General features: G+C 73.6%; 22 protein-coding genes and 2 tRNA genes. 13 read left to right on the top strand and 11 right to left on the bottom strand.

Features of this window, described 5'->3' with window-relative positions; all coding sequences use genetic code 11:
- Window positions 1-247: 247 nt before the first annotated feature.
- From ehuB to ABD358_RS11675, 5 genes are all read left to right on the top strand, one after another.
- Window positions 248-1,192: an ectoine/hydroxyectoine ABC transporter substrate-binding protein EhuB gene (gene ehuB, locus ABD358_RS11695; RefSeq protein ID WP_425576306.1), complete on the top strand. Its 945-nt coding sequence runs from the start codon at window positions 248-250 to the stop codon at window positions 1,190-1,192.
- Window positions 1,189-1,935 carry an ectoine/hydroxyectoine ABC transporter permease subunit EhuC gene (ehuC, locus tag ABD358_RS11690; protein ID WP_344630856.1) on the top strand — a complete coding sequence of 249 codons (747 nt, stop codon included), beginning with the start codon at window positions 1,189-1,191 and terminating at the stop codon, window positions 1,933-1,935. The genes ehuB and ehuC overlap by 4 nt, the downstream gene beginning before the upstream one ends.
- Entirely contained in the window at window positions 1,932-2,582 is a 651-nt protein-coding gene (gene ehuD / locus ABD358_RS11685; protein WP_344630855.1) for an ectoine/hydroxyectoine ABC transporter permease subunit EhuD, read from the top strand. The genes ehuC and ehuD overlap by 4 nt, the downstream gene beginning before the upstream one ends.
- Window positions 2,572-3,375: an ectoine/hydroxyectoine ABC transporter ATP-binding protein EhuA gene (gene ehuA / locus ABD358_RS11680; protein WP_344630854.1), complete on the top strand. Its 804-nt coding sequence runs from the start codon at window positions 2,572-2,574 to the stop codon at window positions 3,373-3,375. Before ehuD ends, ehuA begins: the two co-directional genes overlap by 11 nt.
- Before the next feature lie 163 nt (window positions 3,376-3,538).
- Window positions 3,539-3,612: transfer RNA gene (locus tag ABD358_RS11675), tRNA-Lys, on the top strand.
- Window positions 3,613-3,745: 133 nt separating this feature from the next.
- Here ABD358_RS11675 and ABD358_RS11670 read toward each other — a convergent pair.
- Together ABD358_RS11670 and ABD358_RS11665 are read right to left on the bottom strand one after the other, a co-directional pair.
- A complete protein-coding gene (locus tag ABD358_RS11670; RefSeq protein WP_344630853.1) occupies window positions 3,746-4,339 on the bottom strand; it encodes a lytic polysaccharide monooxygenase auxiliary activity family 9 protein in 594 nt (197 codons plus the stop codon).
- Between the two features lie 90 nt (window positions 4,340-4,429).
- Window positions 4,430-5,080, bottom strand: a complete 651-nt coding sequence (locus ABD358_RS11665) for a nucleoside/nucleotide kinase family protein (RefSeq protein WP_344630852.1) — start codon at window positions 5,078-5,080, stop codon at window positions 4,430-4,432.
- A gap of 138 nt (window positions 5,081-5,218) precedes the next feature.
- On the opposite strand from ABD358_RS11665, the gene ABD358_RS11660 reads away from it, so the two are divergent.
- From ABD358_RS11660 to ABD358_RS11640, 5 genes are all read left to right on the top strand, one after another.
- Entirely contained in the window at window positions 5,219-6,484 is a 1,266-nt protein-coding gene (locus ABD358_RS11660; protein ID WP_425576305.1) for a glycosyltransferase, read from the top strand.
- 152 nt (window positions 6,485-6,636) lie between these two features.
- The gene (locus ABD358_RS11655; RefSeq protein ID WP_344630850.1) at window positions 6,637-8,274 is read left to right on the top strand and encodes an ArnT family glycosyltransferase; all 1,638 of its coding nucleotides are present in this window, start codon (window positions 6,637-6,639) and stop codon (window positions 8,272-8,274) included.
- Window positions 8,271-8,909 (top strand): GtrA family protein, encoded by a 639-nt coding sequence (locus ABD358_RS11650; RefSeq protein ID WP_344630849.1) that lies wholly within the window; start codon window positions 8,271-8,273, stop codon window positions 8,907-8,909. The genes ABD358_RS11655 and ABD358_RS11650 overlap by 4 nt, the downstream gene beginning before the upstream one ends.
- Window positions 8,910-8,919: 10 nt before the next feature.
- Entirely contained in the window at window positions 8,920-11,481 is a 2,562-nt protein-coding gene (locus ABD358_RS11645) for a galactose oxidase early set domain-containing protein (RefSeq protein ID WP_344630848.1), read from the top strand.
- A 149-nt stretch (window positions 11,482-11,630) separates the two neighbouring features.
- Window positions 11,631-11,707: transfer RNA gene (locus ABD358_RS11640), tRNA-Lys, on the top strand.
- A gap of 75 nt (window positions 11,708-11,782) precedes the next feature.
- Here ABD358_RS11640 and ABD358_RS11635 read toward each other — a convergent pair.
- The 5 genes from ABD358_RS11635 to ABD358_RS11615 form a co-directional block, all read right to left on the bottom strand.
- Window positions 11,783-11,932 (bottom strand): hypothetical protein, encoded by a 150-nt coding sequence (locus ABD358_RS11635; RefSeq protein ID WP_344630847.1) that lies wholly within the window; start codon window positions 11,930-11,932, stop codon window positions 11,783-11,785.
- A 222-nt stretch (window positions 11,933-12,154) separates the two neighbouring features.
- Window positions 12,155-12,931 (bottom strand): class F sortase, encoded by a 777-nt coding sequence (locus ABD358_RS11630; RefSeq protein ID WP_344630846.1) that lies wholly within the window; start codon window positions 12,929-12,931, stop codon window positions 12,155-12,157.
- Window positions 12,932-12,942: 11 nt separating this feature from the next.
- Entirely contained in the window at window positions 12,943-13,638 is a 696-nt protein-coding gene (locus ABD358_RS11625; RefSeq protein WP_344630845.1) for a hypothetical protein, read from the bottom strand.
- Between the two features lie 141 nt (window positions 13,639-13,779).
- Entirely contained in the window at window positions 13,780-14,559 is a 780-nt protein-coding gene (locus ABD358_RS11620) for an HAD-IIA family hydrolase (RefSeq protein ID WP_344630844.1), read from the bottom strand.
- A 120-nt stretch (window positions 14,560-14,679) separates the two neighbouring features.
- Window positions 14,680-15,909 (bottom strand): ROK family transcriptional regulator, encoded by a 1,230-nt coding sequence (locus ABD358_RS11615; protein WP_425576304.1) that lies wholly within the window; start codon window positions 15,907-15,909, stop codon window positions 14,680-14,682.
- Between ABD358_RS11615 and ABD358_RS11610 the strand changes: the two genes are divergently transcribed.
- Entirely contained in the window at window positions 15,908-17,011 is a 1,104-nt protein-coding gene (locus ABD358_RS11610; RefSeq protein ID WP_344630843.1) for a Gfo/Idh/MocA family oxidoreductase, read from the top strand. The two genes, ABD358_RS11615 and ABD358_RS11610, sit on opposite strands and share 2 nt — an antisense overlap.
- A gap of 20 nt (window positions 17,012-17,031) precedes the next feature.
- Here the strand turns inward: ABD358_RS11610 and ABD358_RS11605 are convergent, their stop codons facing one another.
- Window positions 17,032-18,384 (bottom strand): DUF445 domain-containing protein, encoded by a 1,353-nt coding sequence (locus ABD358_RS11605; protein WP_344630842.1) that lies wholly within the window; start codon window positions 18,382-18,384, stop codon window positions 17,032-17,034.
- Window positions 18,385-18,681: 297 nt separating this feature from the next.
- Between ABD358_RS11605 and ABD358_RS11600 the strand changes: the two genes are divergently transcribed.
- Entirely contained in the window at window positions 18,682-19,983 is a 1,302-nt protein-coding gene (locus tag ABD358_RS11600) for an SGNH/GDSL hydrolase family protein (RefSeq protein ID WP_344630920.1), read from the top strand.
- A 30-nt stretch (window positions 19,984-20,013) separates the two neighbouring features.
- On the opposite strand, the gene ABD358_RS11595 is transcribed toward ABD358_RS11600, so the two are convergent.
- The 3 genes from ABD358_RS11595 to ABD358_RS11585 form a co-directional block, all read right to left on the bottom strand.
- The gene (locus ABD358_RS11595) at window positions 20,014-21,054 is read right to left on the bottom strand and encodes an ABC transporter ATP-binding protein (protein WP_344630841.1); all 1,041 of its coding nucleotides are present in this window, start codon (window positions 21,052-21,054) and stop codon (window positions 20,014-20,016) included.
- A gap of 7 nt (window positions 21,055-21,061) precedes the next feature.
- Window positions 21,062-21,826, bottom strand: a complete 765-nt coding sequence (locus ABD358_RS11590; RefSeq protein WP_344630919.1) for an ABC transporter permease — start codon at window positions 21,824-21,826, stop codon at window positions 21,062-21,064.
- A 100-nt stretch (window positions 21,827-21,926) separates the two neighbouring features.
- Window positions 21,927-22,736, bottom strand: a complete 810-nt coding sequence (locus tag ABD358_RS11585) for an ABC transporter permease (RefSeq protein WP_344630840.1) — start codon at window positions 22,734-22,736, stop codon at window positions 21,927-21,929.
- Between the two features lie 228 nt (window positions 22,737-22,964).
- Here ABD358_RS11585 and ABD358_RS11580 point away from each other — a divergent pair, with 228 nt between their 5' ends.
- Window positions 22,965-25,526 (top strand): transglycosylase domain-containing protein, encoded by a 2,562-nt coding sequence (locus tag ABD358_RS11580; RefSeq protein ID WP_344630839.1) that lies wholly within the window; start codon window positions 22,965-22,967, stop codon window positions 25,524-25,526.
- Window positions 25,527-25,539: the final 13 nt, after the last annotated feature.

The raw sequence follows: 25,539 nt of genomic DNA, 5'->3' as shown, positions 1-25,539 counted from the left end.
CGGACGTCACGCCCGGGGGTGCGTTCCATGCCGCGGCGGCGCTCGGCCGCCCGGGAGGCCCCGCGGGGGAATTCCGTCACCCGTCCGGTGACACTTCGGTGAATCGCCTCGCCATTTCGGCCCCTGTCCGCCGATTTCCCCGTCAATGCCGACGCGGTGGGCCAACCGTGCGACCGGCCGACAACGCCCGGATCAAGGGCCGGAAACAATCGGCATGTTTTCCGGGGAGTCGGGTAGTGGCGCGCCCATGGCTCCACCCCAAGGGAACAGGACAGGAAAAACCGGAAACGACGGAAGGCAAGGGAGCACGGCGAGACCCGTCAAAGGGATAGGCAGGCGTTCGCTGCTCGTGGGCCTGGCCGCCCTCGGCGCGGCGGGCGCGGCCGGATGCAGCAGGGTGCCCGACGCCGGAGAGGCCGGCGAGGGGAACCTGCTGGCGCGCATCCGGGCGCAGGGGACCGTCCGGGTGGGAATCGCGGGCGAGGTCCCCTACGGATACATCGACAAACAGGGGAAGTTGACCGGCGAGGCGCCGGAAATCGCGAAGGTCGTCTTCAAGCGGCTGGGAGTGGAGAACGTCGTCCCGGTGCCGACCGAGTTCGGCTCACTGATTCCGGGGCTGCGCTCGCAGCAGTTCGATGTGGTCTCCGCGGGCATGTACATCAACCCCGAGCGGTGCGAGCAGGTCATCTTCTCCGATCCCGAGTACGTCATGCTCGACGCCTTCATCGTCCCCAAGGGGAATCCGAAGGGCCTCCACACCTACGAGGACATCCTGGAGAAGGGCGCCAGGATGGCGACCGGAACCGCGTACGCCGAGATCGACTACGCGGTGGCCGCCGGGATCAGGCGCGACGACATCCTCATCCTCCCCGACCAGGTCGCCGGGCTGGCGGCCGTGGAGCAGGGCCGGGTGGACGTGTTCGCCGGGACCTCGCTGACCGTCCGGCTGGCGGTCGAGGGCAGCGACCGGGCCGAGTCCACCGAGCCCTTCCAGCCGATGGTGGACGGCGAGCCCGCCATCGGCGCCGGCGGCTTCGCGTTCCGGCCGACCGCCACCGTGCTGCGCGACGAGTTCAACCGGGAACTGCGCAAGCTCAAGGAGAGCGGCGAACTGCTGGAGATCATGAGGCCCTTCGGGTTCACGGAGGACGAGATGACCGACCTGACCGCGAAGGAGCTGTGCTCATGACCTGGGCCCTGTGGGAGTCCTACATGCTGCCCGGCATCTGGATCACCGTCCAGGTGACGGTGTACAGCGCGGCCCTGGCCGCGGCGGTCGCCTTCGTGGTCGGCATGGCGCGCACCTCCCGGCTGTGGATCGTGCGCTTCCTCTCCGGCGCGTACTTCGAGGTCTTCCGCGGCGCCTCGGCGCTGGTGTTCATGTTCTGGCTGTTCTTCGCGCTGCCGATCGCCTTCGGCTGGCAGCTCGTCCCCATGTGGGCCGGTGTGCTGGCGCTGGGCCTGACCTACGGCGCGTACGGTTCGGAGGTCGTGCGCGGCGCGCTGGCCGCGGTCTCCCCCGCCCAGCGCGAGGCCGGGATCGCCCTGAGCTTCACCCGCTGGCAGCGGCTGCGGCGGATCGAACTGCCGCAGGCGTGGCCGGAGATGATCCCGCCGTTCAACAACCTCTTCATCGAGCTGCTGAAGGGCACCGCACTGGTGTCGGTGATCAGCGTCGCCGACATGACCTTCGCGGCCAACCTGATCCGCTTCACCACCAACGACAGCGCCCCGATCTACACGCTCCTGCTGCTGATGTACTTCGTGCTGGCCTTCGCCATCACCCGCGGCATGCGGCTGCTGGAGCGCAGGGCCAAGGCCGGGCTCGGGCAGGCGCCGCCGCCACGCCGCGGCCTGCCGGGCCTCCTCTCCCGCCGCACGTCCGTCGCCGACCCCGTCACCGGCTCCGCCCCCGCGGGGGGTGCGCGGTGAACTGGAACTGGGACGTCGTCTCCGACTTCATGCCGCGCTTCTGGGACGGGGTGGTCCTCACCGTCCAGGCCCTGGTGCTCGGCAGCCTGCTGGCCTTCACCCTCGGCCTGGTGTGGGCCGTCGCCCAGCGCTCGGCGAGGGCGTGGATCCGGGTGCCGGTGACCGCGGTCACCGAGTTCGTCCGCAACACCCCGCTGCTGGTGCAGCTGTTCTTCCTCTTCTACGTGGTGCCCGAGTGGGGTCCGGCCATGTCCCCGCTGACGACGGGCGTGATCGGCCTCGGCCTGCACTACTCGACGTACACCGCCGAGGTCTACCGGGCCGGCATCGACGGCGTCCCCCGGGGCCAGTGGGAGGCGGCCACCGCGCTCAGCCTGCCGCCGGTGCGCACCTGGACGGCCGTGATCCTGCCGCAGGCGATCCGCCGCGTGGTGCCCGCGCTGGGCAACTACGTCATCGCCATGCTGAAGGACTCGCCGCTGATCGCGATCATCGGCGCCCTGGAGATGCTCGGCGAGGCGCGCGCCTACGGCTCCGAGACCTTCCGCTTCCTGGAGCCGATCACCGTCGTCGGACTCGCCTTCATCGTCATCGCCTACCCGGCATCCCTCCTGATCAGAGCCCTGGAGCGTCGTCTTGTCCGCTGACACCACCCGCACCGACCCCACCGCGGAGGGCCGCGAGCTGATCCGCTTCGACAAGGTCACCAAGCGCTTCGGCGACCACGTCGTCCTGGACCGGTTGGAGTTCGGCGTCTCCCCGGGGAAGCACGTCACCCTGATCGGCCCCTCCGGATCGGGCAAGACCACGATCCTGCGGCTGCTGATGACCCTGATCCGGCCGGACGAGGGCACCATCACCGTCGACGGCGAGTACCTCACCCACGAGGAGAGGGGCGGCCGGCTCGTCCCCGCGGGCGAGAAGCACGTCCGCAAGGTGCGCAGGAAGATCGGCATGGTCTTCCAGCAGTTCAACCTCTTCCCCAACATGAAGGTGCTGCGGAACGTCACCGAGGCGCCGGTCCACGTCCTGGGCCTGGGGAAGGACGAGGCCGAGCAGCGGGCGCGCGAGCTGCTGGAGATGGTCGGGCTGACCGAGCACATCGACAAGTACCCCTCGCAGCTCTCCGGCGGCCAGCAGCAGCGCGTGGCCATCGCCCGCGCGCTGGCCATGCGTCCGCAGGTGCTGCTGCTGGACGAGGTGACCTCGGCGCTCGACCCGGAGCTGGTCGCGGGGGTGCTGGACGTCCTGCGGGACATCGCCCGCACCACGGACATCACCATGCTGTGCGTGACCCACGAGATGAGCTTCGCCCGCGACATCTCGGACGAGGTGCTGATGTTCAACGAGGGCAGGGTGATCGAGTCCGGCTCGCCGGAGAAGATCTTCAACGATCCGGACCACGAGCGCACCCGGGAGTTCCTGGGTTCGATCCTCTGACCGGTCCGGCGCCTCCGCGGCCGTCCGCGGCGCGCAGTGCCCGCGGACGGCGCGGAGGCGCCGCCGGGCCCCGGCGGACCGTGGCACAGGCACCCCTGGGGACCGGGTAATATGGAGGCACGACAGCGCGTCCGGAGCCTTCCGGAAAGCGACTGCCGAACAGGCGCCGCTAGCTCAGTTGGTTAGAGCAGCTGACTCTTAATCAGCGGGTCCGGGGTTCGAGTCCCTGGCGGCGTACACGACCGGAGGCCCCTCGCACACCGCGAGGGGCCTCCGTCATGCCGCCGTCCCGTCTCCGGGGCGGGCCGCAGGCGGCCCGGGAGGGGGACGTCCCCGGCGGAACCGTCCCCGTCCCGGGTGCGGGCGCGGCTCAGAACACGACGTCGGAGCAGGCGTAGAACGCGTTGGCCGTGTCGTGGACGGTCCAGACGCCCAGGATGACGTGCCGGCCGGACTTGCCGGTCGGGATGGTGCCCTGGTGGCTCTCGGTGAAGGCGGGCTGGCGGCCGCCCATGTGCACCGTCATGAACGGCTGGGGCTCCAGGGCGGCCCGGGTGAGCGGCTTGGTCGGGTCCCAGCCGTCCCTGGTGATGTAGTACCGGAAGTCGGTCGTGCGGTGCGGGGCCGTCATCTTCCAGGTGAAGGTGAAGCCCTGCCCGGGGGTCAGCCGGGTGGCGGGCCAGGTGCCGCCGCGCGGGTCGTCGAGCTGGGCGAAGCGGGAGTTGCCTCCCGAGCAGATCTGGCCGTCGGCGGGGCCGGCCGCCGGGAAGCCCTTGGGGCCCTCGACGCTCTGGGGCTCCCACTGGATGGAGCCGCAGCCGGTCACGGTTCCGTTGGCGCAGTACGCCTGCCTGCTCATGGGCGACTGGGTGTAGCCGTGCCCCTGAGCGCTGCCGCCGGTCGCGAGCACCGTCGTCGCGGCCAGGCCGAAACCGACCAGGGCGGTGGTGATCCTCTTGCGCATCCTTCGCTCCTGAACGTGGGGGGTCGTGGAGGCCCATGGGACGGGCGCAGGAATTGCGGTCTAGACCAAGAAGGAAAGTAGCCTTTCCTGTTAGTCATGTCCAGACCAATGGAATGCGCGCTTCACCCAGGGCGCGTCCCTCGACGCCTCGACGACCTCCGCGTTGGGCAGGTCGTTGGCCCAAACCCACTCCCGCGCCTCCCCCGGGGTGCGCCCCGCCGCCAGCTGGCGCTCCAGCAGACGGCGGCGGATCTCCTCCCGGTCCGCCTCCACGTACCACAACTCGTCCATCGCCTCACGCGCCTCGGACCAACCGGGCAGTTCACAGGCCAGGTAGTTGCCCTCGGTCACCACCAGCGCGGTGCCCGGGCGGACCACGTGCCGGGCCGCGACCGGCTCGTCCAGCGTCCGGTCGAAGTCGGGAACGTAGATGTCGTGGTCCCCTTCGGCCACCAGACGCCTCAGCAAAGCGGCGTATCCGCGGACGTCGAAGGTCGGCGGGGACCCCTTGCGGGAGACCAGACCCAGCCGTTCCAGTTGGGCGTTGGACAGGTGGAAGCCGTCGAGCGGGACGTACGCCGCCGCCAGGGGCCCGTGCCGCCGCCGAAGCCCTTCCACCAGCGCCTGCGCCAGGGTGGACTTGCCCGCGCCGGGCGGCCCGGCGAGGCCGAGCACGGCCCGCGCACCCTTCCGCCGCGACGTCAGCTCCCATGCCGATTCCGCCAGTTCACCGGTGCGCATGACTGAAAAGGTCAACTCCTCGGACATCAGTGCCACATTGACGCCTCTTGGCCGCCGCCGATAATTTTCTGCGCATTGTCCGGTGGGGAGGGGGCCCCGGCACGGGGCACCGCCGGACACGTCTGGGGGGACGTATTCGTGTTGTCCGCTGTCCTGGTGGCAGCCTCATGCGTGCTGCTCGTGGCCGCCGCACTCCAACTGTGGTGGATGATGCACGCCTGGCGCACACCCGACACCCTGCGCCGCACCACCTTCCGCAAGCCCGACGGAGCCCACCACCACTTCTTCTCGCTCCTCGTGCCGGCACGCCACGAGGAGCGGGTGCTCGGCCACACCGTCGAGCAGATGCTCCGCTGCGGGCACACCGACTTCGAGATCATCCTCATCGTCGGCCACGACGATCCCGGCACCGCGGCCATCGCCCACCGGCTGGCCGGTGAACACCCCGAGCGGGTCCGGGTGGTGACCGACACCCACCCGGTGAAGAACAAGCCCCGGGCGATGAACACCGCGCTCCCGCACTGCCGCGGGGACATCGTGGGCGTCTTCGACGCCGAGGACATCGTCCACCCCGACCTGCTCACCCACGTGGACGCCGCGTTCCGCGACACCGGCGCCGCCGTGGTCCAGGCCGGCGTCCAGCTGATCAACTACGACAGCAACTGGTACAGCGTCCGCAACTGCCTGGAGTACTTCTTCTGGTTCCGCAGCCGACTGCACCTCCACGCCGCCAAGGGCTTCATCCCGCTCGGCGGCAACACCGTCTTCGTCCGCACCGGCCTGCTGCGCGCCACCGGCGGCTGGGACGGGGACTGCCTGGCAGAGGACTGCGACCTGGGCGTGCGGCTGTCCAGCAGCGGCGCGCGCACGGTGGTCGCGTACGAGGCCGGCCTGGTCACCCGTGAGGAGACCCCGGACTCGCTCGGCGGCCTGTTCAAGCAGCGCACCCGCTGGAACCAGGGCTTCCTCCAGGTGCTCCGCAAGGGCGAGTGGCGGCGGCTGCCCTGGCGGCAGCGGGTACTGGCCCGCTTCACGCTGTGGACGCCGTTCTTCCAAGCGTTCACCGGACTGATGACGGCCATCGGCCTGTTCATCGCCTTCACCGGCGGCATCCCCCTGCCCATCTCGCTCTTCGCCTGGCTGCCCGTGCTGCCCATGGGCGTCATGCTCGTCTTCGAGTGCGTGGGCCTGCACGACTTCGGGCGGCAGTACGGGTTCCGCATACGTCCGGTCCACTACGCCAGGCTGGTCCTCGGGACACCCCTGTACCACCTGGTCCTGGCCGGCGCGGCGGCCAGGGCGGTGTGGCGGGAGTACACCGGCCGCACCGACTGGGAGCTGACCCGCCACGTCGGCGCCCACCTCGGGCAGGACGGGCACCGGGACGAGCGCGTCCCCGTCTGATCCGGCCGCCTCCTCCGCCGGCGCGGGCCGACGACGCACCCGTGCCGCTACCGTCAGCAACCGACTGCAAGCGCCCGGTATCGGCGCGCACGCCGGACCCGTGCGCCCGCACCGCCGCGCGCATCCGGCACCACCGCTCACAGGAGTGTCCCGTGACCGTGCTCCAGCAGCCTCCCGACGCCGCCCCCGCCGGCCGGCCCGTACCGCGCGACGACGCGGACGGCGCGGACGGCGCCCTCTCCGACGCCCCCGCCGCACCACCCCGCCGACGGCGCGGCGACCTTCCGCTCGCCCTGCTGCTCACCGCCCTGGTGGTGGCCGTCCAGGCGTGGAACCTGGGCGGTTTCCCCGGCGTCGGCGACGACGAGGGCACCTACCTCGCCCAGGCGTGGGCCGTACGCACCGGCGAGGGCCTGGCCCACTACACGTACTGGTACGACCACCCGCCCGTCGGCTGGCTCCAGCTCGCCGCCCTCACCTGGCTCCCCGAGCTGCTCCTGCCCGACCTGGCCTCGGTCGTCGCCGGCCGCGTGGTGATGCTGCTCCCGGCCGCGGCGAGCTGCCTGCTGGTGACGGCCCTGTGCCGCCGGATGGGCATGCGCCTCTGGAGCGCCTCCCTGGCCCTGCTTCTCTTCGGGCTCTCCCCCCTGTCGGTGACCATGCACCGGCAGGTCTACCTGGACAACATCGCCGTCCCCTGGATGCTCGCCGCCTTCGTGCTGGCCCTCTCACCGCGCCGCCACCTGTGGCACCACACGGCCGCCGGGGTCTGCGCCTCGGTGTCGGTGCTGTCGAAGGAGACGATGGCCCTGGCCCTGCCCGCGCTGCTGTACGCCCTTCACCAGGGCAGCCACCGGACCACCCGCACCTTCTCCTTCGCCGGGGCGATCACCGCGTTCGCCCTGACCGTGGTGGTCTACCCGCTGTACGCGCTGCTCCGCGGCGAACTGCTGCCCGGCGAGGACCACGTCTCGCTGTGGGACGGCATCGCCTTCCAGCTCGCCGACCGCGCGGGCTCGGGCGCGATGTGGCAGGAGGGCAGCGGCTCGCGGCAGGCCCTGGAGCAGTGGCTGGCGGCCGACCCCGTCCTGCCGGTGGCCGGGTGCGCGGCGGCGGTGCTCGCCCTGGCCGTGCGGAGGGTCAGACCGGCCGCGGTCGCGGTGCTGCTCCTGGTGGTGGTGGCCCTGCGGCCGGACGGCTACCTGCCGCAGATGTACGTCATCCAGCTCCTGCCGTTCCTCGCCGTCTGCCTGGCCGGGGTGGCCGACGCCGCGGCGCGCCTGACGGCACGGGCGGCCGGCGCCCGGCCGGCGCTGCGTCCGGCCGCCGCGGCGGTGGTGCCGCTGCTGGTGGCGGCGGTCTGCGCGGCGGTGGTCGCACCGCGCTGGTACGACGGCGACCGGACCGCCGCCACGGCCCGCGGCAACAGCGCGTACGAGCAGGCCGCCCGCTGGCTGCGCACCTCCCTGCCCGGCGAGACCCCCGCCGACCGGGCGCGGCAGCGGATCGTCGTGGACGACACGCTCTGGCTGGACGCGGTCCGGGGCGGCGCCGAGCCGGGGCTGGGCGCCATCTGGTTCTACAAGGTCGACCTCGACCCGGCCGTCACCGAGACCCTCCCCCGCGGCCACCGCGACCTGGACTACATCGTCTCCTCGCCGATCATCCGCAGCGACCGCAACCACCTGCCCATCGTCCGCGCGGCCCTGCGGAACTCCACCGTGGTGGAGGTCTTCGGCTCCGGCGACGACCGCATCGAGATCCGCCGGATCGGAGACAGCCGCCGATGAACCCTGCTCCCGTCCCCTCCGCCGGGATCCGGGGCGGCCCCGCCCCGTCCCGTCCGCCGCTGACGGACCCGGCGCCGCCTCCGCCGGAGCCCGCCGCCCCGATACGCCCGCCCGGCCGGCCGCGGTCGGCGCGGGGCCGGGCTCTCGGGTTCGGCCTGATCGGGCTCTCCGGATTCCTGCCCAACCTCGGAGTGCTGTGGCTGCTCACCTCGCCCGCCGGTATGCACGAGGCGCCGGCCGTGGTCCTCGCCAACCAGGCCGGGATCCTGTGGAACTTCCTGCTCACCGACCGGCTGCTGTACGGCGGGACGTCTCCGGTCCCCCGCCGCGCCGCCTGGCTGCGGCTGCTGCCGTACGCCGCCGTCAACAACGCCGACCTGCTCGTCCGCGTGCCGGCGACCACCTGGCTGGTGTCCGGGCTCGGCTGGCCTCCCCTGCCCGTGTCGGGAGCGCTGCTGATCGCCTTCGCGGCGGCGCGCTTCCTGCTCGTGGACCGCCTGCTGTACCGCGCCCACCGGCCGGAGCGCTCCGGCCCGGACGTCCGGGCGCCCCTCACCGACCTGATCCCGGACCCGGTCCCGGGCCGAGCCCCGGACCGGGTCCCCGAGCCGACGACGCACGATCCGAGGAGCTGAAGGAGCCGCCATGAGCGCCCGCGCCCGTCCCCCGGTCCGCACCCCCGCCCGTCTCCACCGCCGCGCCGGCCGGCTGCGCCGGACCACCGCGGTGCCCCTGCTGCTGCTCTCCGCGCTGCTGGCGACGGGGCTCTCCCTGTCCCCGGCCGCCGCCGACCCGGAGCCCGCCGGGGAGAACCTGCTGGTCAATCCCGGTTTCGAGGCGGCCGACGGCGACGGCTTCGCCGACTGCTGGCAGCGGGCCGGATGGGGCGACAACACCTACGAGTACTCCCTCACCGCCGATGCCCGCAGCGGAGACCGCGCGGCGAGGCTGACGGTCACCGACTGGACGAGCGGCGACCGCAAGATAATGATCAAGGAGACCGCCGCGTGCGCCCCCGAGGTGGAACCGGGCGCGCAGTACGACCTGGCGGTCCACTACACCTCCACCACCGACAACACCGTCTTCACCGCCTTCCGCCACGACCCGCAGCAGGGCTGGCTGTACTGGACGGACCTCAAGACGCTGCCCGCCGCCGGCACCTACACCCGTGCCGAGGTGCGCACCCCGCAGGTCCCCGAGGGCACCGACCGGATCGCCTGGGGCGTCACCGTCTACGGCGGGGGCGGCACCGTCACCCTCGACGACGCCGAGATGACCGCCGTCGAGGTCGAGCCCCAGGAACCCCCGGACCCCGGGGCGCCCGGCGCGCGGGGGACCTGGGAGGTGCAGCGGATGGACGCGAAGGCGCGCGCCATGCACTTCGTCCAGCTCCATAACGGCAAGGTGCTGATGATCGCCGGTTCGGGCAACGACCCGGACCGCTTCGAGGCGGGCACCTTCACCTCCCACCTGTACGACCCGGCCACCGGGGAGATGACGGACGTCGACACCCCCGAGGACCTCTTCTGCTCCGGGCACGTCCAGCTGGAGGACGGCCGGGTGCTGGTCATGGGCGGCAACCTGGACTACCCGGCCGCCGACGGCTCGCACGGCTACAAGGGGCTGAAGAGCTCCTACGTCTTCGACCCGGCCACCAACGAGTACACCCGGGTGAACGACATGAACACCGGGCACTGGTACCCGTCGGCCACCGTGCTGGGCAACGGTGACGTGCTCTCGCTCGGCGGTCTGGACGAGAAGTCCGAGGGAACGGTCACCGCCGAGTACTTCTCCTCCGACGAGCAGCGCTGGCTCGGCCTCCACGAGGTCAACCAGACCTGGTCGTTCTGGGGCCTGTACCCGTCGATGATCCTGCTCCAGGACGGCCGGCTCTTCTACAGCGGCAGCCACGTCTTCGGCAACGGCCTGCCGGGGACGGGAGCCTCGCTGTACGACTACGGCACCGGGACGGTCACCGACGTGCCCGGGCTGCGCCGCAAGGACGAGCGGGACCAGTCGATGAGCGTCCTGCTGCCCCCGGCCCAGCGGCAGCGGGTGGCGACCTTCGGCGGCGGCAACGTCGACAGCAACCCCGCCGCCCACCGGCTCACCGACCTCATCGACCTGAGCGTGCCCGACCCGGCCTACACGCCCGGCCCGGACCTGCCGCGGGGTCACTACGCGGACGGCACCCCGCAGAAGGGCGACGAGGGCAAGATGTACGTCTCGGCGGTGATCCTGCCGGACGGCACCGTGCTGGAGACCGGCGGAGCGCTGCACAACCGGGCCGTGCCCGTGCACGAGACGTCGATCTTCGACCCGGCGACCGACACCTTCACCCCGGTGGCCCCCGACCCCGAGCCGCGCGGCTACCACTCCGGCTCGCTGCTCCTGCCCGACGGCCGGGTGCTGAGCTACGGCGACAACCCCGGCGACGGCAGCTACTCCACCACCCTGTCGCTGTACTCGCCGCCGTACCTGTCCAAGGGACCGCGCCCCGAGATCGCGCCACCGGCCTCGCGGGAGTGGAGGTACGGCACCGAGAACCGGATCACCGTCTCCGGGGGCGGGCAGATCACCAAGGCCGCGCTGATCCGGCCCGAGGCGGTCACCCACTCCTCCGACCCCAACCAGCGCTACGTCGACCTGCCGATGACGGTGCACGGCGAGGCGCCCGGCGGGGGCACCGAGATCGGCCTGAACCTGACCGACAACCCGAACCTGGCCCCGCCCGGCTGGTACATGCTCTTCGTCACCGACGCGAACGGCGTGCCGTCGGTCGCCCAGTGGGTGAAGGTCGAGGGCGAGGAGGAGGCGGCCCGGACGCTGCGGGCCGGCACCGACACGGACGCGCCCTCGCCGCGGGCGGGCACCGGGGACGGCTCCGGCAAGGCCGAACGGGGGAAGGCCGGGAACGGAAAGGCCCGGGGCGGCGAGGACCGGGGTGGGAAGCACGCGCACCACCGTCCGGCCGCCGAGGACGTCGAGGCGTGGGTGGACGGCTGCGACCGCTCCTACGGCGACCCCTCGCAGTGCGTGCCGGGCGTCTTCCCCGAGGAGGTGAAGGGCTCCGCCGCCAAGTGCCGCTGGCTGGACGGCCAGGGCTGGAGGCCCTTCACGGTCCACGGCCGCGACCGGCACAAGCTGGACACCGACCGCGACGGCACCGCCTGCGGGCGGGGCGACCGGGGAGGCCCCATCGGCTGACGGCCGGCCGTGGTGCCGCGGGTCCGCCGCGGTCCGCCGCCCGGCGGACCGCGGCACCACGGGGACGGAGCACCCTCCGGCGTCGGGTATGCTGGTTCCCGCAGGTCGGCACGGTTCGGCGCACATCGCGCGGATCGCGGCCCCTGCGGGCGCCGCTAGCTCAGTTGGTTAGAGCAGCTGACTCTTAATCAGCGGGTCCGGGGTTCGAGTCCCTGGCGGCGTACCACCCGATCCGGGCCCCACCGTCTCACGGTGGGGCCCGGAGGCGTTTCCGGGAGCGGACGCGTCCGGTCCGCCGGGGTCAGTCGATGCCCCGGCAGATGTGCGACTCGCCCTCGTCGTCGTCGGTGTCCCCGGCGAGCCGCAGCGGCGGCGGGAAGAGCGGCAGTTCGCCGAGGGCCCGCGCGGCGGCAGGCTGTTCGTCGGCTTCCGGTTGCGCTGTGTCATACATGGCGGAACGACAGCCTCCGTGTGCTGGGGGATCTCGGCCTTCAAGTACCGCACGCCCCTCCGTTCAATCCCCGACACGCGGGAGGGACGACCGCTTCGGCCGCAAGGTTCACCCCTGCGGCCACACCCTGTGAACGACGGAACCGCCTCACCGGCACGGCTCCCCGCGCGCACGGCACGCCGTGCGCGCTCCTTTCCGGACGGGCCGGGGCGGGGTCCGGCTTCAGCCGCTCCGGGCCGGCTCGCCGGCGTCCGCCCCGAGGGCGGGACGGACGCCGGTGAGGTACGCCGAGACCACCAGGTTGGCGGTGTAGGAGCCGTCGGCGCGGTCGAAGGCCCCGGTGCAGGTGATGAGCCTGAGCTCGGCCCGCCCGGCGCGGCGGGCCCCGTAGACCTCCTCCGGGTCGAAGTCGGCGCGTTCGGCGACCGAGACGTCCTCGACGGTGAACTCCGCGACCGTGCCGTCCGCCCGGGTCACGTCCACCTGGGTGCCCGGCCCCACGGAGGCGAGCCGGTGGAAGACCGCCCGCCCGGTGTCCGTGTCCAGGTGGCCCACGAGCAGCGCCGCGCCCCCGGCTCCGGGGGCCGGTCCGCCGCCGTACCAGCCGACGAGGCCGGGGGCGTCCATCGGCGGGGGGTCGACCGCGCCGTCGCGGTTCAGTCCCCGTTCGACGATCCGGGCGTGGACGCCGATGGCGTCGATGTCGAGACGCCTGGGTTCGGAGTCCGGCAGCGGGGGGCGGGCCTCGGGCAGCGCCCGGGCCGCGTCGGCGTGCCCCGGGGGGCCGGACGCGCCGGCGGAGTCCCCGCCGGGCGCACCGCCGAAAGCGCGGCCGGCCACGGGGACGCCGGGCTCCGGGCCCGGCGGCGGACCGGAGCCGCCGGTCAGGTCCCGTCCCCACAGCCACAGTCCGAGCAGCAGGACCGCCCACACCGCGGCCGCCACGGCGCGCTCGGCGCCGCTCGCGCGCGGCTCGCGGGCGGTGGTGTCGTCGTACACGGCCGGAGGCGTCAGCGGTCGGTGTCGGAGCGGTTCCGGCGGCGCAGGACGACGGCCCGCCGGGCGACGACCAGGGTGGCGGCGCCCGCCAGCCCGACGCCCAGGGCGGTGTGGAGGGCGCCGGGGCCGGCGTCCCCGCTCCTCTCCCCGTCCCGCTCCGCGGTGCCGCCGCCTCCGGCCGGCACGGGGGCCACCGGGCTCGGGGAGACGGCCGGGGTCCCGGTCGGGGAGACGGCCGGTGAGGTCTTCGGGGACGCGGTGGGGGACGCCGCCGGGGAGGAGGGCGCCCCGGAGGCGGAGCGGCGCACGGTCAGCCGGCCGGTGAGCCCGCCGTCCGCGCCCTCGCACTCCACCGTGATCCGGTGGCGTCCCTCCTCGGCGTCCGAGCGGATCCTGGTCTCCCCGAAGAGTCCGCCGCCGGCCGAGGGCGCCAGCGCCGCGTCGGCGACGAACACCGCGGAGCGCGCGGTTCCGCGGGTTCCCCCGCAGCCGGGGGCCGTCACCATGATCTCGGCTCCGGGGCGGGCGGTCGCGGGCGTGACCCGTACCGGTGCCGTTCCCGTCGCCCCGGGGGAGGCGGTGCGGGAGCCCGCGGGGCCCGGCTCCTCGCCGACCGCTGCGGGTGCGGCGGAAAGGGCCAGGGCGCAGGCGGCGAGTGCCGCCGCGAGGGCGGGTCGGACCGGTCGGGCGGTGCGGCAGGTGACCATGTCGAACCTCCGGGTCGGTACTCCCGAAGATCCGCCGCACCGCCCCGGCCCGCATCCCGGCACCCGTCCGCGCTGCTCCGTTCGGGGGTGCGCCGAACGTGTCCGGGGCCGGGCGCGGCCGGGCCGGGCGGGCCCGGCCGGTCAGATCCGCTCGACCAGGTCGGCGATCGAGTCGACGACCGTCGAGGGGCGGAAGGGGTAGCGGTCGATGTCGCCGGCCCCGGTCAGCCCGGTCAGGACGAGGAAGGTCTCCATCCCGGCCTCCAGCCCGGCCAGGACGTCGGTGTCCATCCGGTCGCCGATCATCGCGCTGGACTCGGAGTGGGCGCCTATGACGTTGAGCCCGGCCCGCATCATCAGCGGGTTGGGCTTGCCGACGAAGTACGGCTCTCGCCCGGTCGCCTTGGTGATCAGCGCCGCGACCGATCCGGTGGCGGGCAGCGCGCCCTCGGCGGACGGGCCGGTCTCGTCGGGGTTGGTGGCGATGAACCGCGCCCCGGCGTTGATCAGCCGGATCGCCTTGGTGAGCGCCTCGAAGCTGTAGGTGCGCGTCTCCCCCAGCACCACGTAGTCCGGTTCGGTGTCGGTGAGGATGTAGCCGATGTCGTGGAGGGCGGTGGTCAGCCCGGCCTCGCCGATGACGTACGCGGTGCCGCCGGGCCGCTGGTCGTCCAGGAACTTGGCGGTGGCCAGGGCGGAGGTCCAGATGTTCTCCACCGGCACCTCCAGACCCATCCGCCTCAGCCGGGCGTGGAGGTCGCGGGGCGTGTAGATCGAGTTGTTGGTCAGCACCAGGAAGGGCTTGCCGGACTCCCTCAACCGCTTGATGAAGGCGTCGGCACCGGGGATGGGCACTCCCTCGTGGACGAGCACCCCGTCCATGTCGGTGAGCCACGACTCGATCGGTTTGCGCTCCGCCATGCGTCACTCCTGCCTGTCGTACACACGTACCGGGGGCGGCGGCACCGCGCCGTGCTGCGCCGACGGCCCCCAGCGTAGTCACTCTCCGACGACCGGTTTCCCGCCCGGCCGGCGGCTACGTCAGCGCACCGGGTCCAGCCGGCCGAAGACCGGCGCCAGGACCAGGTGCGCCGCCCCGTCCGCGACCAGCCGCGCGCCGCCGGGCGCGGTGGAGACCGGGACCGGGCGGCCGTCGGTGCGCCCGGCCCGGGCGGCCAGGACCGCCCCGACGCCCGCGCGGTACGGCTCCGGGTCGGCCAGCACGGTGCGCCCGCCCAGCACCACGCGGTCGATGTCCAGCAGCCCGGCGAGGTTGGCGGCGCCCACGCCCAGGACACGGGCGGCCTCCGCGGTGTCGCCCCGGGCGGCGGCGGCCAGGCACAGCGCCTCCAGGCAGCCCCGGTCCCCGCAGCCGCACTCCGGGCCGTCGAGCTGGACGACCTGGTGGCCGAACTCCCCCGCCCCGGTGCGCGCGCCCCGGTACAGCGTCCCGTCCAGGACGAGTCCGGCGCCCAGTCCGGTGCCCAGGTGCAGGTAGGCGAACGACTCGCCGCCGTGTCCGCCCGCCGGGCCGTTCCCGCCGCGCAGGGCGAGGCCGAGCGCCGCGGCGTTGGTGTCCTTGTCCAGGGCGACGGGCAGCCCCAGGCGTCCGGCCAGCGCGTCCCGCAGCGGGAAGCCGTCCCAGTGGGGGAAGCCGGTCACCCGCCGCAGCACTCCGCTCCGGTGCTCCAGCGGCCCGGGGCAGGCCACCCCCACGCCCAGCACGCCGGCGTGCGGCCCGGTGCCGGGCGCCGTGGGGGCGAGCAGGGCGCGTACGGCCCCGGCCGCCGTCTCCAGGGCGTGCTCCGGGGGCGCGCCGAGGTCGAAGGGGGCGCGGTGGACCGCGACCGGGTCGCCCAGGAGGTCCGCCAGGACGGCGGTGAGCTCGTCGCGGTCCAGGTGGAGCCCCACCGCGTACCGGGCGTCGCGCACCAGGCGCCAGACCGTGCGGGGTTTGCCGCCCGTGGAGGGGCGGCGGCCCGCCTCGGCCACCAGGCCCGCCCCCCGCAGCCGGGCGGTGATCTTGCTGACGGCCTGCGGTGTGAGCCCCGTGCCCTCGGCCAGTTCCGTTCTGCTCGCGCCGGTCCCGCCCGCCGCGCGCAGCAGGTCAAGGACGAGCGCCGCGTTGTGGCCGCGCAGGGCGGGCAGGTTCGCGGCGCCGGAGAGGGACGCGGAGATGCCGTGGGGGAGGCCGCCGGGGAAGACAGGGGTCACCCGGTCATTGTCGCCCCCGCTTGCACTTCCGCAACACTGTTGCCAAAGTGGGCGCATGGACGCCACCGCCTCTGCCGCCGCCCCCTCCGCTCCCCGATCCTCCGGTCCGCTGCGCGTCGGGCTGATCGGCTACGGCCTGGCCGGAGCCGTCTTCCACGCCCCGCTGATCGCCGCCACCGACGGCCTCGTCCTGGACACCGTCGTCACCTCCAGCCCCGAACGGCAGCGGCAGGCCCGGGCCGAGCACGGCGAGGACGTGCGCATCGCCGCGGACGCCGACGCGCTGTTCGCCCGCGCCGGCGAGCTGGACCTCGTCGTCGTCGCCTCCCCCAACCGCACCCACGTCGAACTGGCCCGCCGCGCCCTGGAGGCGGACCTGGCCGTCGTCGTCGACAAGCCGCTCGCGGCCACGGCCGCCGAGGCGGAGGACCTCGCCGACCTCGCCGAACGCCGGGGCCTGCTGCTGTCGGTGTTCCAGAACCGCCGCTGGGACGGCGACTTCCTCACCCTCCGCGGTCTCCTGGAGGAGGGCGCGCTCGGCGAGGTGTGGCGCTTCGAGTCCCGCTTCGAGCGGTGGCGCCCCGCCCTCAAGGGCGGCTGGCGCGAGTCCGGCGACCCGGCCGACGTCGGCGGCCTCCTGTACGACCTGGGCAGCCACCTGGTGGACCAGGCGCTCACCCTCTTCGGCCCGGTCACCGCCGTCCACGCCGAGTCCGACGCCCGCCGCCCCGGCGCCCTGACCGACGACGACACCTTCATCGCCCTCCACCACGCCTCCGGCGTCCGCTCCCACCTGTGGACGAGCGCCACCGCCGCGCTCCTCGGCCCCCGCTTCCGCGTGCTGGGCAGCAAGGCCGCCTACGTCAAGTACGGCCTCGACCCGCAGGAGGACGCCCTGCGCTCCGGCGCCCGCCCGGTCGCGGGCGAGCGGTGGGGCGTGGAGCCGGAGCCAGCCTGGGGCGTCCTGGGAGCGGGGGACGCGACCGAGCCGGTGCCCTCCCGCGACGGCGACTACCCCGCCTACTACGCCGCCGTCGCCGCCGCCCTGCGCACCGGCGGCGAGCCCCCGGTCACCGCGCGGGAGGCCGCCCGGTCCCTGCGGGTGCTGGAGGCGGCGCGCGTCTCGGCGGCCGAGGGACGGACCGTGCGGCTCGGATGACCCGGCGGCGGTGGGCGCGGTCAGCCGCCCAGCAGGTGCGCCACCGTGTGGATCGCCAGCCCGGCCAGCGCGCCCACCACCGTGCCGTTGATGCGGATGAACTGCAGGTCCCGGCCGATGTTCGCCTCGATCTTGCGGGAGGTGTGCTCGGCGTCCCAGCTCTCGATCGTCTCGGTGATCAGGGACGTGATCTCGTGCCGGTAGGTGGTCACGACGTGCGCCGCCACGCCCTCGATCCAGCCGTCGACCTTGCCCCGCAGCCCGCTGTCCGCAGACAGCCGCCTCCCCAGCGAGAGCACCGAGGCCCGCACCCGCAGCCGCAGTGCGCTGCGCTCGTCCTCCACCGCCGCGACGATCATGGCCCGCACCGACGTCCAGACCGAGGCGATCACGTCCTGCACCTCGCCGCGGGCGATGATCTCCGACTTCACCCGCTCCACCCGGGCCCGGGTGTCGGGGTCGGACTGCAGGTCCCCGGCGAAGTCGCGCAGGAAGCGGTCCAGCGCCCCGCGCGCCGGATGGTCGGGCATGTCCCGCATCTCCGACACGAAGCGCAGCAGCTCCTTGTAGACCCGCTCGCCGATCTTGCGGTCCACGAAACGCGGCGTCCACCCCGGCGCGCCGCCGGCGACCGCGTCCATCACCGAGTCCTGGTGCCACACCAGCCAGTCGTAGGCCCGCACGCACACCAGGTCCACCGCCCGGCGGTGGCCGCCGTCCGCGACGATCCGCTCCAGCGTCCGGCCCAGCGTCGGCGCGATCTCCCGGGCGTGGACGCGGCGGGTGACGGCCTCCGTCACCACCGCCTGCACGTCGTTGTCCCGCAGCACCGTCAGCGCCCCGCGCAGCGCCGTCGACATCTCGGCCGTCACCCGGTCGGCGTTGTCGGGCTGGGCCAGCCAGTGCCCCAGCCGCCCGGCGATGCCCACCGCGCGCAGCCGGCGCCGCACCACCGCCTCCGACAGGAAGTTCTCGCCGACGAAGTCCCCCAGGCTGCGGCCCAGTTGGTCCTTCTTGGTCGGGATGATCGCGGTGTGCGGGATCGGCAGCCCCATCGGCCGCTTGAACAGCGCGGTCACCGCGAACCAGTCGGCCAGCGCGCCCACCATGCCCGCCTCGGCCGCCGCCGCCACATAGCCCGCCCAGGCCCCCGCCCCCGCGTTCTCCGCCCAGGTGGCCAGCGCGAACACCACGGCCGCCACGAGCAGCGCGCCCGTCGCGATGGCCTTCATCCGGCGCACCCCGCGGCGCTTCTCCTCGTCGGCGGCCGTGAACGCGGTCGGGTCGAACGCCGGCCGTGCCGCACGGGGCGCCGCCGCGGTGTCCCCGGGGGCTCCTCGGTCCGTCTTCTCGTCCGCTGTCGTCCGTTCCATCCCGCTCCACCCGTTCGAGACCCGTTCGAGCCGTCCCCCTCTGCATTGTCGCAAGGCACGGCCCGGTGGAACGCGAACGGCGCCACGGGCGTCCGACAGGACGGACCCGGTGGCCGACGACGCCCGCCGGCCGACCGCTCATCGATCGCGTAACGGACGGGGGATCCCGGCCGGACCGCCCCACCGCCCGTGGGATCATGGGCTTTTGCCGATCACTTCGCACACCTGTGGGCATCTTCACGCCCAGAGGGGGGACACCTTCGTGTACGAACGAGGCTGCCGCTCGTGACCAGGAACATGGGATACGCCCTGCTGGCAGGGCTCGCGGCCGTCGTCATCCTGGTCTCCACCGCCATCTTCGTCGGCGCCGGAGGCCGCAGACCCGCCCCGGACGCCTCCGCTCCGCGAGGCGGCGAGTCCGCCGCGCCCGCGTCCTCGGGCGCCTGGGTGGGCACTTGGTCCACTTCCCCGGCCTCCGCCGAGCCAAACGCGCCAGCGGACGGCTATCCGGACGCCTCCCTGCGGAACGTCGTCCACACCTCGGTCGGCGGGACCGCCGCGCGCGTCCAGTTCTCCAACCTCTTCGGCACCCGCCCCCTGACCATCACCCACGCCACCCTCGCCCTGGCCGCCGAGCCCAGCAGCCCCGCGGCCGCCGCGGGCAGCATGCGCCGGCTGACCTTCGACGCCCGGAACGAGGTGACCGTCCCGGCCGGCTCCACCGTCACCAGCGACGCGGTGCGGCTGAACGTGCCCGCCGCCGCCGACCTGCTCGTCACCCTCTACACCCCCACCGGCTCCGGCGCCGTCACCCACCACCCCCACGCCCGCCAGACCAGCTACCTCGCCCGCGGCGACCGGGCCGCCGACACCACCGGCACCCCCTACACCGAGCAGACCACCTACTGGCGCTACGTGACCGCCGTCGACGTGTGGACGAACGAGGCCGAGGGGGCCGTCGTGGCCCTCGGCGACTCCATCACCGACGGCGTCACCTCCAGCCCCGGGGCCAACCGCCGCTGGACCGACTTCCTCGCCGACCGGCTGCGCACCGAACGCGGCGCACCCCGCTACAGCGTCCTCAACCAGGGCATCAGCGGGAACCGGATCCTCCTCGACGCCTCCCCCCTCGACCTCAAGAACGGCCCGAGCGCCCTGAACCGGCTGGAGAGGGACGCCCTCTCCCGCACCGGCGCCAAGGTCCTGGTCGTCCAGCTCGGCATCAACGACATCCTCAAGACCCCCCACCAGACCGACCCCCAGAAGATCGTGGACGGCCTGGAACTGATCACCCAGCGCGCCCACCAGCGCGGACTGCGCGTGATCGGGTCGACGCTGACCCCGTTCGCCGGGCACCGCAAGCACACCCCGCAGCTGGAAGCCGTACGGCGGCAGGTCAACGAGCAGATCCGCCGCGGCGGCGTCTTCGACACGGTCGTCGACTTCGACGCGGCCCTGCGCGACCCCGCGGCCCCGCAGCGGCTCCGTCCCGCCTACGACTCGGGCGACCACCTCCACCCCAGCGACAGCGGCTTCCGCGCGATGGCCCAGGCCGTCGACCTCAAGGCCCTCAAGGGCGCGTCGCCCGCCGCGCTCTGACCGGCCCGGGACGTCCCGGCGGCACGGCGGCTACGCCGTCGGGACGTCCCCGGCGTCCACCGCGCGGGAGGGAGCGTCCTCGCCCCCGCCGCGGACCGCGGCGCCCCGCTCGTACATCCGGGCGATGACGTCCTCGATGTCCGGCTCCCGCACCGACAGGTCCACCAGCGGGTACTCCGCCGCGATCCGCGCCACCAGCGGCGCCGCGGACGCGCCCGCCGGAAAGGCCAGCCACTGGCGCGGACCCTCCACCCGGACCGGCCGCGCCCCCTCCACCCGGATCGGCTCCGCCTCCCGCTCCAGGTCCACCACCAGGACGCGCTCGCTGCCGCCCACCCGGTGCAGGCCCTCCAGCCCGCCGTCGTACACCAGACGGCCGTGGTCGATGACCATCACCCGGTCGCACAACTGCTCGATGTCCGTCAGGTCGTGAGTGGTCAGCAGAACCGTGACCCCGCGCTCGGCGTTGACGTTCCGCAGGAACTCCCGCACCCGCGCCTTGCTGACCACGTCCAGCCCGATGGTCGGCTCGTCCAGGTACAGCACCTCCGGGTCGTGCAGCAGCGCGGCGGCGATGTCGCCGCGCATCCGCTGCCCCAGCGAGAGCTGCCGCACCGGCACGTCCAGCAGCGCGCCCAGCTCCAGCAGCTCCACACACCGCTCCAGATTGGCCCGCCAGCGCGCCTCCGGCACTCGGTACAGCCGCCGCACCAGCACGTACGACTCCCGCAGCGGCAGGTCCCACCACAGAGTGGTGCGCTGCCCGAACACCACCCCGATGCGCCGCGCCAGCCGGACGCGCTCCCGGGACGGATCCGTGCCCGCCACCCGGATCCGGCCGCCGCTCGGCGTCAGAACACCCGTCAGCATCTTGATCGTGGTGGACTTCCCCGCCCCGTTCGGCCCGATGTACCCCACCATCGCGCCGCGCGGCACCCGGAAGGAGATCCCGTCCACGGCCCGCACCTCCCGCACCTCGCGGCGCCACCGCCCGGTGCGCCGCCGCACCCGGAAGACCTTCTCCACCCCGTCCAGCTCGATGAACCCGTCCACGTCCCCGCTCCCGTCCACGCCCGCCTCAGCTCCCCGTGCTCCGATGCCCCCGCAGCGCCGCCCGCCACACCCACCCGGCCGCCGCACAGCACACCAGCGCCACCGCCGGCGAGAGGAAGTCCGCCCACCCCGGCAGCCCCAGCGGATCGTCCCTGCCCAGCACCCGCAGCGCCGGCAGCCAGTTGACGAAGGCCAGCGGCACCACGAACGTCACCCCCCGCACCAGCTCCTGCGCGAAGAGCGTCGGCGGATACTGCAGCAGCGTGTTCCCGCCGTAGGTGAACGCGTTCTGCACCTCGGAGGCGTCCTGCGCCCAGAACTGGAAGGCCGCCCCCGCCACCAGCAGCGCGCCGAAGATCAGCGAACCGGCCACCACCGTCACCACCACCAGGACGGCCAGGCCCGGCGTCCAGTCCACCTCCAGCCGCGTCAGCGACCACAGCAGCACCCCCAGCCCCTGCACGACCCGCCCCACCCGGCGCAGCGCGAAACGGTCGGCCGCCGCCTGGGCCAGCACCGGCGCCGGACGCACCAGCAGCGTGTCCACCGTCCCGTCCCGCACCCGCGCGCCGATCCGCTGGAGGGAACCGAGCAGCAGGTCCGCGATCCCGAACGCGGTGGTCGCCGTCCCGTACAGGAACGCCACCTCGGCGAAACCGAACCCGCCGAGCACGTCGACGTGCGAGAACATGATCGAGATGCCGACGAACTCCAACCCGCTCACCAGCAGGTTCACCAGCACCACCATCGCGAACGACGCCCGGTAGGCCATCGTCGAACGCACCCACATCGCCACGACCAGCCCGTACGCCCGCAGCCCCTGCCACAGCACCCCGGCACGTCCCCCGGGCCGGCCCGGGACCTCCCCCGGCCCCGCGCCGGCCGCCCCCTCAGCCACCCTGCACCACCACCTTGCGCGTGGCCGCCGACTGCGCCACCCGCCCCGCCGCCAGCAGCACCACCGCCCAGCCGCCCTGGAACGCCAGCGCGCCCGCCAGGCCCGCGCCCCGGTACTCCCCCAGCAGCACATCGGCGGGCACCTGGAGCATCGCCGCCCACGGCAGCGTCCGCACCACCTCGCCGAACGCCCCCGGAAAGACCGTCAGGGGCAGCAGGTTCCCCGAGAAGAACACGCACAGCAGGCCGCTGACCGCGCTCACCCCCGAACCGTCCAGCAGCCAGAACGCGCTCAGCGCCACCAGGTAGCGCACCGCGAAACCCACCAGCAGTCCCAGCAGCACCGACAGCGCGAACGCCGCCCACACCAGCGGATCGGCCGGCAGCACCAGCGGGAAGACCAGAGCCCCCACGGCCATCGGCACCACACCCCGCCCCAGCAACTGGAAAGCGGCCCTCCCCAGGTCGGCCGAGAGCCACCACACCTGCAGATCGGCGGGGCGGTACAGGTCGACCACCACGTCCCCCGAACGGATGCGCTCCTGCAGCTCCTCCTGGAACCCCCCGCCCAGCAGGGCCATGGCCGCCAGCAGCGCCTGCCCGGTCCACACGAACGTCAGCGCCTGCTCCCGGTCGTAACCGCCCAGACCGGGACGCTCGCCCCACAGGGCCATGAACGCGAACGACAGAATGAACCCGAAGACGGTGTTGGTGAAGACCCCCGCGGCGGTGGCCGCCCGGTACGCCGCGTAGCGGCGGAAACCGCCGACCGCGACGGCGGGGAAGAGGCGTAACGAGTGCATCCGGCGGCCTCCGGGGTGACGGCGGAGCGTGACAGCTTAGCCACCCCGGCGGCAGGGCCGCAGAGGATTTCCGCCGCCCCGAAAGCCCGTTCGTCCTCTTGGACCCCTCACGCGCCGCCGCAGGTGTGATCCGGCCTCGCCCCCCGGGGCGAATGATGCAAAAGTTACCTCTGGGGCTATCCATGCAAAAGGTATGAAGGCGTCATAACGACAAGGAGCCCTGCTGCCATGAGCGAGGAGCCGAACAGCGAGGAGCCGCACGGCGAGGAGCGCGCCCGGCGCACCCGGCCGCGGCGACTGTCACCCACCTGGCGGGTGATCCTGGGCGCCGCCGTCCTGACCGCCCTGGCGGCCTCCGGCGCCTTCGTCGCCGGCTACCTCCTTGTGGACATCCCCGCCCCCAACACGGCCGCCGCCGCCCAGAACAACGTCTACCTCTACTCCGACGGCACCCAGCTCGCCCGCGACGGCGAGATCAACCGCCAGAACGTCGACCTGGACGACATCCCCGAGACCACCCGCCGGGCCGTACTCGCCGCCGAGGACCGCGACTTCTACAACCAGGCCGCCGTCGACGTCACCGCCATGATCCGCGCCGGCTGGAACATGCTCCGCGGCGAGGGGAAGCAGTCCGGCTCCACCATCACCCAGCAGTACGTGAAGAACTACTACCTCGGACAGGAGCAGACCCTCACCCGCAAGACCAAGGAGTTCTTCATCGCCCTCAAGCTCGACAGCCAGGTCGGCAAGGACGACATCCTCGCCGGCTACCTCAACACCAGCTACTTCGGGCGCAACTCCTACGGCGTCCAGGCCGCCGCCCAGGCCTACTACGGCAAGGACGCCGCCGACCTCACCACCGCCGAGGGCGCCTACCTCGCCGCTCTCCTCAACTCCCCCAACCTCTACGACGTCGCCGCCCACCCCGAGAACCGGGAACGCGCCCTCGCCCGCTGGAACTACGTCCTGGACGGCATGGTCGCCGAAGGCTGGCTCAAGCCCTCCGAACGAGCCGACATGACCTTCCCCGCCCCCGGCCCCGCCAAGCCCCCCCACGGCCTCTCCGGCCAGCGCGGCTACATCGTCGAAGCCGTCAACCGGTACCTCACCGGCAACGGCATCCTCAGCGAACGCCGGCTCTCCCGGGGCGGCCTCCGCATCACCACCACCATCGACCGCCGCAAACAGCGGGCCATGGTCGAGGCCGTCGAGAAGGAACTCCTCTCCCGGCTCAGCGACGACCGCGCGGTGGACCGCTACGTCCGCGCCGGCGGCACCTCCATCGACCCCCGCACCGGCGAGGTCGTCGCCATGTACGGCGGCGTCGACTACACACGGCAGTTCGTCAACAACGCCACCCGCCGCGACTACCAGGCCGGCTCCACCTTCAAGCCCTTCGTCTACGCCGCCGCCCTCGAACACGGCGCCAGGACCCGCGACGGCGAACGCATCGGCCCCGGCACCGTCTACGACGGCACCAGCGGCCGCACCGTCATCGGCCCCCACGGACCCACCACCTGGAAACCCGAGAACGAGGACGAGACCGACTACGGCGACATCCCCGTCACCACCGCCATGAACAAGTCCGTCAACGCCGTCTTCGCCCAGATGGGCGTCGACGTCGGCCCCGAGAAGGTCAAGAAGACCGCCCTCGCCCTCGGCCTCCCCGAGCAGACCCCCGGCGTCGCCGACGCCCACGCGTCCCTCTCCCTGGGCACCGCCTCCCCCAGCACCCTCGACCTCGCCCAGGCCTACGCCACCCTCGCCAACCACGGCAAACGCATCGATTACACCCTCGTCAAGGAGATCACCCGGAACGGGGAACCCGTTCGAATCCCCGAGCAGCGCACCGAACAGGCCGTCTCCCGCGCCACCGCCGACGCCACCACCGCCGTCCTGCGCGGCGTCGTCGAGGAGGGCACCGGCGCCACCGTCAAGGCCGCCGGCCGCCCCGCCGCCGGCAAGACCGGCACCGCCGAGGAAGACCGCGCCGCCTGGTTCGCCGGCTACACCCCCGACCTGACCACCGTCGTCGCCGTCATGGGCCAGGACCCCGAGACCGGCGTCCACAAGCCCCTCTACGGCGCCGGCGGACTCGCCCGCGTCAACGGCGCCGACTTCCCCTCCCGGATCTGGGCCGCCTACACCGCCCGGGCGCTCCAGGGCAGCCCCGTGAAGAAGTTCCAGCTCAAGCCCGGCGGAAAGCACCGCATGCCCAAGGCCTCGCCCGACCCCTCCCAGGAGGCCTCACCCGACGCCGACCCCACCCGGGTCGCCGACGAGCCCGGCGCCTCCCCCGCCCCCGAGCCGGACACCGGCGAGGACTCCACCACCGACGGCCGGGGACGAGCGGCCCCGGACCACCGCGACGGGGACGACGGAGCACACGACGGGGGCGGGACGGACCCGGCCCCGGGAGACGGCGACCGGAAGAACCCGGGCCGGAAGAACGACGACCGGAAGAACGACGACCGGAAGACGCCGTCCCCCGGGAACACGGACCGGGGGAACGACGACCGGAAGAACGGCGGCGGGGACCGGGGCAGGGGCCGCGACGGCACGGACACCCCGGGCCAGCCGGCCGACCGGGGCGGAACCGCCCCGGATCACAGGACCGGCAGCGCACACCACGGCGGCGGAACCGGCGACGCCGGGGAGGGCGACAGGACGAGCGGAGAACACGGCGAAACCGGCCGCGGCGCTCCCGGCGACCACGGGGAGAGCGCCCGCGCCACCCCCGGCGGCACCCCCGGACCGGCCCCGGCCGGCACGGCGAACGCCCCCCGGTAGGACACCGCCGGGC

Source organism: Streptomyces glaucosporus (genome assembly GCF_039533345.1).
Lineage (GTDB): Bacteria > Actinomycetota > Actinomycetes > Streptomycetales > Streptomycetaceae > Streptomyces > Streptomyces glaucosporus.
The sequence above is the reverse complement of the archived record's forward strand: the minus strand, read 5'-3'. Positions and strand labels throughout refer to the sequence as shown.

Excerpts from the sequence above, each read along its gene's own strand:
- ABD358_RS11645 (WP_344630848.1), top strand. The coding sequence starts at position 8,920 with ATGAGCGCCCGCGCCCGTCCCCCGGTCCGCACCCCCGCCCGTCTCCAC.
- ABD358_RS11670 (WP_344630853.1), bottom strand. The coding sequence starts at position 4,339 with ATGCGCAAGAGGATCACCACCGCCCTGGTCGGTTTCGGCCTGGCCGCG.
- ABD358_RS11650 (WP_344630849.1), top strand. The coding sequence starts at position 8,271 with ATGAACCCTGCTCCCGTCCCCTCCGCCGGGATCCGGGGCGGCCCCGCC.
- ABD358_RS11580 (WP_344630839.1), top strand. The coding sequence starts at position 22,965 with ATGAGCGAGGAGCCGAACAGCGAGGAGCCGCACGGCGAGGAGCGCGCC.
- ABD358_RS11620 (WP_344630844.1), bottom strand. The coding sequence starts at position 14,559 with ATGGCGGAGCGCAAACCGATCGAGTCGTGGCTCACCGACATGGACGGG.
- ABD358_RS11635 (WP_344630847.1), bottom strand. The coding sequence starts at position 11,932 with ATGTATGACACAGCGCAACCGGAAGCCGACGAACAGCCTGCCGCCGCG.
- ehuB (WP_425576306.1), top strand. The coding sequence starts at position 248 with ATGGCTCCACCCCAAGGGAACAGGACAGGAAAAACCGGAAACGACGGA.
- ABD358_RS11600 (WP_344630920.1), top strand. The coding sequence starts at position 18,682 with ATGGGATACGCCCTGCTGGCAGGGCTCGCGGCCGTCGTCATCCTGGTC.
- ABD358_RS11610 (WP_344630843.1), top strand. The coding sequence starts at position 15,908 with ATGGACGCCACCGCCTCTGCCGCCGCCCCCTCCGCTCCCCGATCCTCC.
- ABD358_RS11605 (WP_344630842.1), bottom strand. The coding sequence starts at position 18,384 with ATGGAACGGACGACAGCGGACGAGAAGACGGACCGAGGAGCCCCCGGG.
- ABD358_RS11615 (WP_425576304.1), bottom strand. The coding sequence starts at position 15,909 with ATGCGCCCACTTTGGCAACAGTGTTGCGGAAGTGCAAGCGGGGGCGAC.
- ABD358_RS11665 (WP_344630852.1), bottom strand. The coding sequence starts at position 5,080 with ATGCGCACCGGTGAACTGGCGGAATCGGCATGGGAGCTGACGTCGCGG.
- ABD358_RS11590 (WP_344630919.1), bottom strand. The coding sequence starts at position 21,826 with ATGTGGGTGCGTTCGACGATGGCCTACCGGGCGTCGTTCGCGATGGTG.
- ABD358_RS11585 (WP_344630840.1), bottom strand. The coding sequence starts at position 22,736 with ATGCACTCGTTACGCCTCTTCCCCGCCGTCGCGGTCGGCGGTTTCCGC.
- ehuC (WP_344630856.1), top strand. The coding sequence starts at position 1,189 with ATGACCTGGGCCCTGTGGGAGTCCTACATGCTGCCCGGCATCTGGATC.
- ABD358_RS11625 (WP_344630845.1), bottom strand. The coding sequence starts at position 13,638 with ATGGTCACCTGCCGCACCGCCCGACCGGTCCGACCCGCCCTCGCGGCG.